Raw genomic sequence first — 10,913 nt, 5'->3', positions numbered from 1 at the left:
GGCCACCTGCGCGAGAGCTGAAGGTTACGGCTTCGAAGCTGGCAGCGGCCCTTGGACTTAGTGGGATACCTAGTACTGTCTTCTCTGAAAAGGCGATCCGAAGTGAATCGCCTTCCGTCTCTTCAACGCTGTCTACATGAATCGATTCATGCATTAGTGCGCAAAGTACATCTCTGAAACCATTGTCTTGTCTGGAGAAAATCTGCACCCGGGTCTCAATCGTGCAGTTTTCATAGATGGAGAGTTCTCCAAGCTCGAAATTTAGATCAATACTATGGCAAGGGTGGAATTGCACGCTGAGCAGGTGCTTCCCGATGATCTGTTTCAATCCGCCATCGTCTTTGATCTGCTTAGCGTCTTCAATCTGTGCGCTGAGCCGCGACGCCTCCGCTATGAGGTCGTCGAGTGTCAATTGCAGGATGTCCTCTTGCTCGGAAGGCATTGTCCTTGCGATGCGTTCCTGATGCAGAATGGCTAACGCAGGAGCGGTTCGCGCAACTTGATGCGCATGTCCTTTTAGGTTATCCAATGACCATTGAGAGTCAGCGAGGCGATCAAGGGCATGGAGCCATTTGTGAACGACCCTTTGCGCAGGATGATTTCCCTGCGCGTCGAATTGATCGCTGAGAGAGGCGAGCAGTCGTCGATAACGTGTTGCTAATTCCAACGCCATGGAAGTAGTTATATGGCAAGAATTGGTCTCGATAAGGAATGATTGTATCTGGCGACACGGTTCGTGCCCTCCCACTCAAGCGAAGCTTGAATGGGGCACCCTCATTTTCGCTTATTGAGAGAACAGCAGGTTCCTCCGCTGCGCGGCCTGCGGCCGCTTCGGTCGGAATGACAATCTTTTAAAACATGAAATGGGGACAGGGGACAGGCGCTAAACCGCGGCCTTCGCCCCTTCGTACACTTCCACTGTGACCACGCCTTCGGGCAGGCCGGCGTAGCTGCGGGCGCTGCTCCATTCCCAGTCGGTTTCCGTCTCCACAAGGTTGGCCTTGACCGGGGCTTCGTTCATGAAGCGGACGGCGCTGACGATCTGATCGGGGCTGACGATGTGTTTGACGGTAATGGCCTTGTCCCAGGCCGGATCGTCGGTGCGGGCCGAGGTGTTGTAGCGGCGCTGGTAGCGCTGGCGCAGCGTGGCGATCGTCTCCTCGGTCGTCTCGTTTTCCGGGGTCGACAGCAGCAGGTGAAAGCCGGTGGGCATCACTACATAGCCGAGGATGCGGAAGCGGAACTTGTGCCGGAGCTGTTCGAGAAGCTGGCAGAAAAGGTCGCGGTGCTTCTCCTGGCCGAGCTTCGGCTCGCGGAGAAAGCAGTTGCAAGAGACAAGGTGAAGTTCACCTTTGCCGCGAACGATCTTCTGGGGCTTGGGCATCCCTTCATTTTACCGGCCAGACCGAATCTATACGACGCCGGCTGCACGGAAAGCGGTGCAATCGGGCCGTGAAGGTCCCCGCGATGTTTATCAAATATTCACACAGGGCGATGCCATTTTCATTCTTATCGTCTATCGCGCCTGATACTTTGCTCCACGAGCCTCCCTTCTCCCCCAATACGGCCACGCATTTTTCAGGAGCCTGACCCAATGAATCAGAGCAGCAGCGTCGCCCTTCCTCCTCAGAACGCGACGGAAGCTTCGTCAGTACAGAACAAGCTCAACAAATCGCCGGGCATGATCGGCGCGGTCCTTTTCGGTCTCATCCTTGTCGGCGGATTGGGCTATGCAGTCGCGCATCTGGCCAGCGACCTTTCCACCACCCACCTGGCCTCAGCCTGGCCGTATGTGCTGCTGGGCATCGCGCTGCTTATCGCGCTCGGTTTCGAGTTCGTCAACGGCTTCCATGACACGGCGAACGCCGTGGCCACCGTCATCTATACGCACTCGCTTGAGCCGCACATTGCCGTGGTCTGGTCCGGCATGTGGAACCTGATTGGCGTGCTCACGTCGTCGGGCGCGGTGGCGTTTACGATTCTCTCGCTGCTGCCGGTGGAGCTGATCCTGCAGGTCGGCCACGGAGCCGGCTTCGCGATGGTCTTCGCGCTGCTGATCTCCGCGATCCTCTGGAACCTGAGCACCTGGTGGCTGGGCCTGCCGGCCTCGAGCTCGCACACGCTGATCGGTTCGATCATTGGTGTTGGTCTTGCCAACCAGTGGATGGGCGGACGCAACGGCACGAGCGGTGTGGACTGGGCGCAGGCGACGGGTGTCTTCCGCGCGCTGCTGATTTCGCCGCTGGTCGGCTTCGGTTGCGCCGCGCTACTGCTGCTGCTTATCAAGCTGCTGGTCAAGAAGCCTGAACTCTACGAGTCCCCGAAGGACAACCAGCCGCCGCCGTTCTGGATTCGTGGCCTGCTGATTCTTACCTGCACGGGCGTAAGCTTCGGTCACGGTTCGAATGACGGTCAGAAGGGCATGGGCCTCATCATGCTGATCCTGATCGGCACGGTTCCGACGGCCTACGCGCTCAACCACGCGATCGGCTACAACCAGGTACAGGACTTCGCCGCTGTTTCGCAGCAGGCTTCGCAGGTGCTCTCCGGTCACGTATCGCAGGATGCGCTGATCGGCGATGCCCGCACCGACCTGACGGATTACATCCGGACGAAGAACTTCACGCCGAACACCATGCTGGCGGCACGGCAGCTCTCCGTCGAGATCACGAACGAGGTTCTGAACTACAAGAGCCTGGCGAATGTCCCGGCGAGCCAGCAGCAGAACGTCCGCAACGACATGTATGTCGAGAGCGAGGCGCTCCGCCTGATGGCCAAGTCCAGCACGCCGCAGTTCTCCTCGACCGAGAACGCGGTGCTGGCCAACTACAAGAAGCACCTCGACCTCTCTACCAAGTTCATTCCGAGCTGGGTGAAGGTGGCGGTGGCGCTTGCCCTGGGCATGGGCACGATGGTGGGCTGGAAGCGCATCGTGGTCACGGTAGGCGAGAAGATCGGCAAGGAGCACCTGACCTACGCGCAGGGCGCCTCGGCCGAGATCGTCGCCGCGGTGACGATCATCGCCGCCGACCAGTACCACCTGCCGGTTTCGACGACGCACGTGCTGTCGTCGGGAGTGGCCGGCACGATGCTGGCCAATGGCAGCGGCCTGCAGTGGTCGACGCTGCGCAATATCGCCCTGGCCTGGGTCTTCACTCTGCCGGCGGCAGCGGCGCTGGCTGGCGGCATCTTCTGGGTGATGCGCCAGTTTGTATAGAAACAGCGGCCGGTAGCCAGTCGTAAAGGCGGCCAGCGGGAGGCTTCTCCTGCTGGCCGTCGTACTTTCGGGCGAAAAGCTTCTCCTGACGGATGGCCAGCCCTTCTGTAGTATCGGAGAAGCGCCCTTGCGGGCGCTTTTGACGCATGAGCCTTAAAGCCAAGATCGAAGCAGTGATTTATGCCTCCGAGGAGCCGGTAACCGTGGCTCAGCTGGCGGCGCTTTTCTCCGATGAGGTAGCCGAGCACCGCATCGTGCGTCTGCGCGACGCAGCGGAGGCCCGCGCGGCTGCCGAAGCTGCATCCGTGTCCGCGGAAGCGGCCGAGCCGTCCGATGTCGAGGTCGATGCACAGCTGACTGAGCTGGCCGTCGGACAGGTTGACGATCCGGAAACCTCGGACGAAGCAGCGGATGCGGCCGCCGAAGTGTTGGAAACCGCTGCGGAAACTGCGGAAGAGTCCGAGGAAGCTACGGCTGAGCCGGAAGCCGCCGAAGCCGGGCAGGCCGAGGCGGAGGAGTCCGTCGCAGAAGAAGAGTCCGAAGAGGAGTCTCAGGAGACGGAATCGGACGTTGTCGAGACGGCCGAGGCCGCGGAAGCTGCTGAGACCGTAGATCCTACGGACCTGATGCCGTCTGCCGCGCTGACGCCGGAAGACGAGCGCCGTCTTGCTCGACAGCGCGACCGCGAGCTGCGCGAAGAGGTTCGCCTGATCATGGCGGAGCTGATGGCGGAGTACATCAAGAGCGAGCGCGGCATGGAAATTCGCGAGATCGCCGGCGGTTATCGCGTGGCGACCAAGCCTGAGTATCACGATGCGGTGCGCTCGTTTGTGAAGAGCCTGAAGCCGCCGCTCAAGCTGAGCCTGCAGGCGCTCGAGACGCTGGCGGTGATCGCCTACAAGCAGCCGGTGACGGCGCCCGAGGTCGCGGAGATCCGTGGCGTGGATTCGGGCGGCGTACTGGGTTCGCTGGTGAGCCGCAAGCTGATCACGACCGCCGGGCGCAAGCAGGTGGTCGGCCGGCCCATCCTTTATAAGACGACGAAGGAGTTCCTGCTCCGCTTCGGCCTCAAGGATCTGGGGGAGCTGCCGTCGCTCGAGGAGTTTGAGAAGATGGCCGGGGAGCTGGCCGAGGCGGAGGATCCGATCGCGGAGAACACGCCGCTGCCGTTTGACGAAGATGAGACTGAGGAGGCTCCCGAGGTGGAAGTGGTCGATGTGGAAGCCGCAGCAGAGATCGAGCCGGTAGCCGAGGGCGAAGTCGCCGCGGCGGCAGAGGCGGAAGTGGTCGAGGCGGAGAAGGCTCCGGCGACCGAAGGAACCATCCCCACCCACGTGGCAAAGCCGATCGTGGTGACCGAATACGAAGAGGCCGAAGCCGACCTGCCCAGCATTGAGGCACATGTCGAGGTGCCGGTGCCCCAGCCCGCCGAAGAACATACGGATGAGGCTGAGGCGGGCGAGGAAACGGCCGAGGTAGAGAAGGAAGAAGCATGAGTGAACAAAGCCCCAATCTTGAGCGGCTGCAGAAGATCATCGCCGCCGCAGGCATCTGTTCGCGGCGCAAGGCCGAGGAGCTGATCGCCGAGGGGCGGGTACAGATCAACGGACAGGTCGTGACCGAGCCCGGCACCAAGGCGGACCCGGCGAAGGACCACATCCGCGTGGATGGCAAGCTGCTGCAGGGCGGCGAGCGGACGCGCTACTACATGGTGAACAAGCCGCGCGGCTACGTGACGACGGTGAGCGATCCGGAGAACCGGCCGACCATCATCGACCTGATCCAGCAGGGGCGGCGCACGAACGAGCGCGTCTTCCCGGTGGGCCGCCTGGATTATGCCAGCGAAGGCCTGCAACTGCTGACCAACGACGGCGACCTGGCGAACTCGCTGACGCGCGCGGCCTCGCACGTCGAAAAGACCTACCTGGTGAAGGTTGCGGGCAAGCCGGAGGCCAGCGGGCTCGACCAGCTGCGCTCGGGCGTCATGATTGAAAAAGGCCGCGTCGGCTCGCGCGAAGGCCGCGTGCTGACGGCTCCGGCCGAGATCCGGCTGTTCCGCGACGGCGATAACCCGTGGTACGAGATGGTGCTGATCGAGGGCCGCAACCGCGAGATCCGCAAGATGTTCGAGGAGATCGGCCACCACGTGGAGAAGATTCGCCGCGTGGGCTATGGCCCCCTGCAACTCGATGTGGAGCCGGGCGAGTTCCGCGAGCTGACCGAAGATGAAGTCGAGGCACTGCGCAAGGCTGTCCGTACCGGACCGGCGCGCGCCCGGGCCAAGGCCAAGGCGCGGGAGGCCGAACGCGCCGCCGCCGCCGAGGCGAAGGCTCGCTTTGAAGAGAGGGAAGCTGCGCGTAAGGCCAAGGCCGCGGAGTTCGGGCTGTCGATTCAAGAGGTGCGCGAAGAGGATGCGCGCGAGAACGCGCCTCGCCGCACGCTCCGGCGTGGGCCGGATGGCCGTCCCAGCTCGCCTGTGCGCCGTAAGGGCGCGCCGGGCAAGAGTGCTTCGGTCAAGGGCGGCAAGACGGGTTCCGGCAAGAGCGGCTTCGGGCGTAAGGATTCGGACCGTGGAGACTCCGGCCGCAGTGGCTTCAGCCGCTCGGATTCGGGAGCCAGATCCAGCCGGCCTTCTTTCGGTCGATCCGGTTCCGGCAAACCTGGTTATGGCAAGTCCGAATCCGAGGGCGTCGAGGCTTCCCGGCGTCCTTCCGGCCGTGGCGGTTACAGCCGCTCGGGTGAGGATGCTGGCGAGGGTTCAGGGCAGGGACCGAGAAGGACCGGATCGGGCAGGCCGCCATTTGGCGATCGTCCTCGGCCAGATCGTCCGGCTTCGGATCGTCCGGCTTCGGACCGTCCCCGGTCAGATCGTCCAAGACCGGATCGTTCGGGTTCCGATCGTCCGGACCGCGCCGGTTTCAGCCGTTCCGGTCGTCCGGGTTCCGTTCGCTCAGGCGAAGGCCGTTCCGGTGAGGGACGTCCAGCAGGCCGTTCCGGCTCGGGAAGACCGGGCGCAGGCAGGCCGAGTTCCGGCCGTCCGTCTGGGGGCCGTCCATCTTCTGGCGGTCCGCGTGGCGCAGGTCGTCCGGGATCGGGTCGCCCGGGATCGGGCCGCCCGGGCGGTGGCCGTTCGGGTGGCGGACGCGGCAGGTAAGATCGTTCCGCAGTCTGCTACATCTAATTGGGCAGAGAGAGGGGTAGAGTCACATGGAAAAGGCAACGTTTGGCGCAGGCTGCTTCTGGGGCGTGGAGCTGCGCTTCCAGCAGGTTCCCGGCGTGATTTCGACCGCCGTCGGTTACGAGGGCGGTTCGCTCGAGAGCCCGACGTACAAGGAAGTCTGCACGGACCGCACCGGTCATGCCGAGGTGGTGGAGATCGAGTTCGATCCGGCGAAGGTGAGCTTCCAGCAGCTGCTGGACCTGTTCTTCGAGCTGCATGATCCGACGCAGCTGAACCGGCAGGGACCGGACTATGGCACGCAGTATCGCACCGTGGTCTTCTTCCACTCGCCGGAGCAGGAAGCGGCGGCACACGCAACGATCGCACGGCTGACGGAAGCGAAGGCCTTCGATAAGCCGATCGTTACGCAGGTAGTTCCGGCCGAGACCTTCTGGAAGGCCGAGGAGTACCACCAGAAGTATCTGGAAAAGCGCGGCATGGCGGCCTGCCACATCTAGCTGTTTCGCGCAGGGCGAATCGCCTTCGGCACCCGCTCCCGCTGGTCGCAAGTCGAAATATTCATGCCGGAAAAGGCCGCTGCCCGATGGCAGCGGCCTTTTCTTGTTTGTGTGAGCGGCGCGAGGTTCGTATGTCTCGGGGTGCGTCCGGTGTGTTGCCGGACTATGAAAAATTAAAAGGGTGGTAGCGTTCTGAGTAATTTAGCCTGTTGATGCCAGCCGGCCACGGGGCACGCAGCCGATATCCTCTGGAGCGTTCACCGATATGAACCAGTGGTCCAGGTCTGTTCTCTGTCTTCTCGCTGTCATCACCCTGACAGTCATTGCCCAGGCTCAAACAGACGTGGCGTTGAGCCTTTATGGAGCCTTCAACAGCAAGACCAGCAATGGTTTCAATACGCAGATTCCAGCGAATGCGGCCGGTGGCATGGTTGAGCTGCGCCACCTCAGCAATCCCCTCTTGGGCTACGGCGTGAGCTACTCCTACAACCGTGCGAACCAGAACTACTCCATCCCGCTTCTATGCTCGCGGAGCCCGATATCGTGCACAATCGGGCAGTCGGTTTCCGCCAATGCTCATCAGATTGCCTTCAATTGGGTTCCATCGATCCGGCTGGCCAGCCTGCGTCCTTTCGGTCTGCTAGGAGTTGGCGTTCTTTTTGAACAGCCTGCCGGAGATCAGACTGGCACGACCTCCGCGACCATGCCCGTTTTCGATTACGGTGCGGGACTGGACTGGAGCCTGCTTCCACATCTTGGCCTGCGCGTTCAATACCGCGGCAACCTGTACAAGGCCCCTGATCTAAGCACGATTTTGCAGTCCACCGGCTCTTTCACGCAGACTGCCGAGCCTATGATCGGCGCCTATTTCAGGCTTTAACTCCCAGAAGATTTGCACAAAAAAAGGGGCCTGCACCGGAGCGATCCGTGCAGGCCCTGACGCGTGTTGCTGTTTTACTGTCCGTTCAGAGCCACGACAAAGCTGCCCGCATCGTGGTGGCGTGTGTGAACGTCCAGTCTTGGGGTGATCCGGGATCCGAGCTGGATGGTGCGCAGCTCGTGCGTCGTTCCCAGATCATCAAACTTGACCAGCATAGGAGCGCTGATGGCCTTTTCATCGGCCGGGGCAGCCACCCAGGTGAGGCTTTGCTTGGGGGCGTCGATGTTACGGATGGTGATGAACCCGTTGTTGATGCCCATGGTGGCTTCATAACGGCCAGCGGAATACGACACGCCGTGGGACTCAAAGTTGAAGGGAACATTCACCACCGCTCGATCGGCCGCAAAGGCAGCGGTGGCACTGAGAACTGCAGAGGTAAGAACGAGGGTGCGAATCGAGAGGCGCATGGTGTTTTCTCCTTACAGGAAAGAACAGTAGCGATGCGCCCCCAGAGCTGTCGTTAAGTTGCCGTCTAATAGTTGTCAAATTCGCGGAGTGCGTTTTTGACGGATGTCCTTGATTCTTCATGCAACCTTATGGCGCGGAAGAAGGAGCAGCTTCGCTCTCGCCGAGAGCAGCGTGCGGCCATCCATCCTGCCAGGTGAGGGTTGAAACCTGCAGCGCCGGTTTGCCTGTCTTTGCGTCATAGGCGTGGAAGACGAGGATGCCGTCGCCGCCTCCGGTGTGGTCCTCCATGTACAGCGATGCGCCGCCGGGGCCGAGCCAGCGCCGGTTTGCGCCGAGCAGCTCCGTGCCGCCGCCTTCCATCATCGGCTTGCCGGTTTTATCGATATAAGGGCCGGTGACGGAACGCGAGCGCCCGATCATGGTGTGATAGGTGCTCTTGGTGCCGCGGCAGCAGAGATCCCACGAGACAAAGAGATAGTAATAAGCGTCGTGATGCACGATGAAGGGCGCTTCGATGGCCTCCCAGTCAGGGGGCAGATCGTCGGTGACGCCGTTGACGTGAACACGCTTCTCGGCCGCAGTGGCATCTGCAGGCTTTGCGCGTGTGGCCAGCGAGTAGAGGCGGGTGTCGCTCTTGGAGAGCATGCCGGTTTTGTTGTCGAGACGGCGCATCTTGATGCCGCTCCAGAAGCTGCCGAAGGCGAGCCATGAGTTGCCGTGCGCGTCGACGATGAAGTTCGGATCGATGGCGTTGAAGTCGTCACTCTTTACCGAACGCAGCACAAGGCCGTGGTCGACCCATTTGTAATCGGGGCTGGTGGAGTCGAGGGTCTTGTTGGTCGCGAGTGCGATGCCGGAGAGGTTCTTTCCGAAGAGCGAGTAGGCGTAATAGAGCTGGTATTCGCCGTTGTGGAAGGAGATGTCAGGCGCCCAGAGGTCTTCGGTGCCGGGGCTGTCCTTGTGAATCCAGTCGGGGACCTGATCGAAGACGCGGCCGCAGAGCTTCCAGGCGTGGAGATCCTCCGAGCAGCGGATCTGGAACTGGCCTCCGCCTGCGGCTTTGCCGGTAGCGAAGACATACCAAACACCTCCTGCCTTGATCACAGAGGGGTCATGCGTGCCCCAGTAGTCGCCAGTGAGCGCGAGAGCCTGCGGCGCGGTGGGCGGCTGAGCGAGAGCGGCGGTGCAGGCGGCAAGGGCTGCAGCGAAGAGCGTACAGGCGATACGAAGGGGCTTCATGGATGGTCGTCCTGGTTGAAAAGTCGCTGAGAAATCGTTTTCTTGAGCGCAAACAGCATAGCCTGCCATGGGCATGGCTGTCAGCCGTCTACATTCCCGTTTTGGCATGGCTATGGGGAGGTTGCCCGATTCTGCGCAGGGTTCGAAATGCTACGGATGCGGAGGCTCTTGGACTCCTGTGACCGGCTTAGACTCCTGCCAGTGTTTTCGCTATGAGCAGGGTGCTTCCATCCCGGCGGTGGTTCCTTGGCGGCCTTGTGGCCGCGGTGATTGCGCCTGCCGGGGCACAGGCGCTGAAGGAAGAGGCAATCGATGCCGGCGCGCTGGCGTGGGATGAGCTACGTGAAAGCTCGGACGCGCTGCTGAAGCTGACGCTCGACTTTCATGCGCAACTCGAGGATGTGGACCCCGCGGCTCTGCTGCCTCTTGCGTTGTGGAAGGAGGTGCGAAAGATTGAGAAGACGGCGCGGGCGATCCAGGACCGATTGAAGGGCGAACCGTAAGGGGCGTGGTCAATCGTGTGCCTGCTCAGGCAAGATGGATGCCATGCTTCGTTCTGTTGCCGCAGCCCTGCTGCTTGCCGCTCCTCTTGCCGCTTCCGCTCAAGCCGCCTCAGCCCAGAACATCACCGCCGGCGAGGCGTTTCAGAAAATCCAGCAGCGCTATGGCGGTCCGATCTCCGGTACGACTGTGGATACGCTGAAGGCGGGTGATCCTGCGACGCCGGTGACGGGGATTGCGACCACCTTTCTCGACACGATGGAGGTGTTGCGCGAGGCCGCGAAGCGTGGCGACAACCTGGTGATTACGCACGAACCGACTTTCTACAATCATCCCGACGATACGAGCTTCTTTCAGGGCGATCCGGTGTACGAGGAGAAGCTGGCTTTCATCCGCGAGCACCACATGGTGGTGTATCGGCTGCACGATGAGATCCATGCGACGAAGCCCGATCCGATTGCGATTGGCCTGTTGAAGGCACTGGGCTGGGAGAACGACTACAAGGATAACGATCCGTTCTTCCTGACGATTTCTCCGACGACGCTGGGAGACCTGGTGTCGATGCTGCGCACGCGGCTGCACATCGCGGTGCTGCCGGTGATTGGCGATCCGAACCTGAAGATTTCGCATGTGGCCATCCGGCCCGGCGCCTCGGGCCTGCAGAAGCAGGTGCTGGCGCTGCGCCGCGACGATGTGGATGTGTTGATTGCGGGCGAGGCTTCGCAGTGGGAGACGGTGGAGTATGCGCGCGACGCGGTGGCGCAGGGACGGCACAAGGCGCTGATCCTGATTGGTCACGAAGTATCGGAAGAGCCGGGCATGGAGGAGTGTGCGCAGGAGCTGCGTGCGGTGTTTCCGGGCGTGCGTATCGATCACATTGTGGCCGGCCAGCCATGGTGGAATGCGGAACATCCTCCGGCGAAATAAGGT

At 61.8% G+C, this 10,913-nt stretch carries 11 protein-coding genes; 7 read left to right on the top strand and 4 right to left on the bottom strand.

Annotated features, from left to right (window positions below):
• Together QM649_RS14660 and QM649_RS14655 are read right to left on the bottom strand one after the other, a co-directional pair.
• Positions 1-673: hypothetical protein (locus QM649_RS14660; RefSeq protein ID WP_415199799.1), on the bottom strand; the 673-nt coding region annotated here is incomplete at its 3' end.
• 210 nt (positions 674-883) lie between these two features.
• Positions 884-1,384, bottom strand: a complete 501-nt coding sequence (locus QM649_RS14655) for a hypothetical protein (RefSeq protein WP_415199798.1) — start codon at positions 1,382-1,384, stop codon at positions 884-886.
• 210 nt (positions 1,385-1,594) lie between these two features.
• On the opposite strand from QM649_RS14655, the gene QM649_RS14650 reads away from it, so the two are divergent.
• From QM649_RS14650 to QM649_RS14630, 5 genes are all read left to right on the top strand, one after another.
• Positions 1,595-3,217 carry an inorganic phosphate transporter gene (locus QM649_RS14650; RefSeq protein ID WP_415199797.1) on the top strand — a complete coding sequence of 541 codons (1,623 nt, stop codon included), beginning with the start codon at positions 1,595-1,597 and terminating at the stop codon, positions 3,215-3,217.
• A gap of 146 nt (positions 3,218-3,363) precedes the next feature.
• On the top strand, positions 3,364-4,713 hold the full coding sequence (scpB, locus tag QM649_RS14645) for an SMC-Scp complex subunit ScpB (protein WP_415199796.1): 1,350 nt from the start codon (positions 3,364-3,366) through the stop codon (positions 4,711-4,713).
• Complete coding sequence (locus QM649_RS14640) at positions 4,710-6,371, top strand: pseudouridine synthase (protein WP_415199795.1); 1,662 nt, start codon at positions 4,710-4,712, stop codon at positions 6,369-6,371. The genes scpB and QM649_RS14640 overlap by 4 nt, the downstream gene beginning before the upstream one ends.
• 53 nt (positions 6,372-6,424) lie before the next feature.
• On the top strand, positions 6,425-6,895 hold the full coding sequence (gene msrA / locus QM649_RS14635; RefSeq protein ID WP_415199794.1) for a peptide-methionine (S)-S-oxide reductase MsrA: 471 nt from the start codon (positions 6,425-6,427) through the stop codon (positions 6,893-6,895).
• A gap of 265 nt (positions 6,896-7,160) precedes the next feature.
• On the top strand, positions 7,161-7,775 hold the full coding sequence (locus QM649_RS14630; RefSeq protein WP_415199793.1) for an outer membrane beta-barrel protein: 615 nt from the start codon (positions 7,161-7,163) through the stop codon (positions 7,773-7,775).
• 74 nt (positions 7,776-7,849) lie between these two features.
• On the opposite strand, the gene QM649_RS14625 is transcribed toward QM649_RS14630, so the two are convergent.
• Positions 7,850-8,242 carry a hypothetical protein gene (locus QM649_RS14625; protein ID WP_415199792.1) on the bottom strand — a complete coding sequence of 131 codons (393 nt, stop codon included), beginning with the start codon at positions 8,240-8,242 and terminating at the stop codon, positions 7,850-7,852.
• Between the two features lie 127 nt (positions 8,243-8,369).
• Positions 8,370-9,482: an arabinan endo-1,5-alpha-L-arabinosidase gene (locus QM649_RS14620; protein ID WP_415199791.1), complete on the bottom strand. Its 1,113-nt coding sequence runs from the start codon at positions 9,480-9,482 to the stop codon at positions 8,370-8,372.
• A 221-nt stretch (positions 9,483-9,703) separates the two neighbouring features.
• Here QM649_RS14620 and QM649_RS14615 point away from each other — a divergent pair, with 221 nt between their 5' ends.
• A complete protein-coding gene (locus QM649_RS14615) occupies positions 9,704-9,985 on the top strand; it encodes a hypothetical protein (RefSeq protein WP_415199790.1) in 282 nt (93 codons plus the stop codon).
• Between the two features lie 43 nt (positions 9,986-10,028).
• Entirely contained in the window at positions 10,029-10,910 is an 882-nt protein-coding gene (locus tag QM649_RS14610) for a Nif3-like dinuclear metal center hexameric protein (protein ID WP_415199789.1), read from the top strand.
• The last annotated feature ends 3 nt before the right edge of the window (positions 10,911-10,913 follow it).

This window comes from Silvibacterium sp. (assembly GCF_047605705.1).
Taxonomy (GTDB): domain Bacteria; phylum Acidobacteriota; class Terriglobia; order Terriglobales; family Acidobacteriaceae; genus Silvibacterium.
This window is presented reverse-complemented; position numbering and strand designations above follow the sequence as displayed.

Excerpts from the sequence above, each read along its gene's own strand:
- QM649_RS14650 (WP_415199797.1), top strand. The coding sequence starts at position 1,595 with ATGAATCAGAGCAGCAGCGTCGCCCTTCCTCCTCAGAACGCGACGGAA.
- QM649_RS14610 (WP_415199789.1), top strand. The coding sequence starts at position 10,029 with ATGCTTCGTTCTGTTGCCGCAGCCCTGCTGCTTGCCGCTCCTCTTGCC.
- QM649_RS14630 (WP_415199793.1), top strand. The coding sequence starts at position 7,161 with ATGAACCAGTGGTCCAGGTCTGTTCTCTGTCTTCTCGCTGTCATCACC.
- QM649_RS14620 (WP_415199791.1), bottom strand. The coding sequence starts at position 9,482 with ATGAAGCCCCTTCGTATCGCCTGTACGCTCTTCGCTGCAGCCCTTGCC.
- QM649_RS14625 (WP_415199792.1), bottom strand. The coding sequence starts at position 8,242 with ATGCGCCTCTCGATTCGCACCCTCGTTCTTACCTCTGCAGTTCTCAGT.
- scpB (WP_415199796.1), top strand. The coding sequence starts at position 3,364 with ATGAGCCTTAAAGCCAAGATCGAAGCAGTGATTTATGCCTCCGAGGAG.
- msrA (WP_415199794.1), top strand. The coding sequence starts at position 6,425 with ATGGAAAAGGCAACGTTTGGCGCAGGCTGCTTCTGGGGCGTGGAGCTG.
- QM649_RS14640 (WP_415199795.1), top strand. The coding sequence starts at position 4,710 with ATGAGTGAACAAAGCCCCAATCTTGAGCGGCTGCAGAAGATCATCGCC.
- QM649_RS14655 (WP_415199798.1), bottom strand. The coding sequence starts at position 1,384 with ATGCCCAAGCCCCAGAAGATCGTTCGCGGCAAAGGTGAACTTCACCTT.